This window comes from Priestia sp. SIMBA_032 (genome assembly GCF_046535215.1).
Lineage (GTDB): Bacteria > Bacillota > Bacilli > Bacillales > Bacillaceae_H > Priestia > Priestia aryabhattai.
Genome location: NZ_JAWRXD010000450.1, coordinates 1 through 286 on the forward strand (window position 1 = coordinate 1; position 286 = coordinate 286).

General features: G+C 38.5%; 1 pseudogene. It reads left to right on the plus strand.

Annotated features, from left to right (window positions below):
- Positions 1-147 precede the first annotated feature (147 nt).
- A pseudogene (gene cwlJ, locus SB717_RS35130) lies at positions 148-286 on the plus strand (cell wall hydrolase CwlJ); the annotation flags it as partial.

Below are 286 nucleotides of genomic sequence, written 5' to 3' on the forward strand. Positions count from 1 at the left end.
TTTTATTTTCCTCTCTCAATGTAAAACTTCGTTTGGTTGTCATATCTGAGTCCTTTTTCTCATACGTATGAACTAGTAATTGTTCCACACTTCATCTAGAAATAAACCTCTTTCCAAAAGGTATTACAAAAAGAGAGGTGACACATAATGGGTGTTATTGCTTATAACGAAGCAGATGTAAAGTTGTTAGCTAGACTGATGCGTGCTGAAGCCGAAGGAGAAGGGCAACAAGGAATGTTAATGGTCGGAAACGTTGGGGTAAATCGTGTCCGCGGAAATTGTTTAG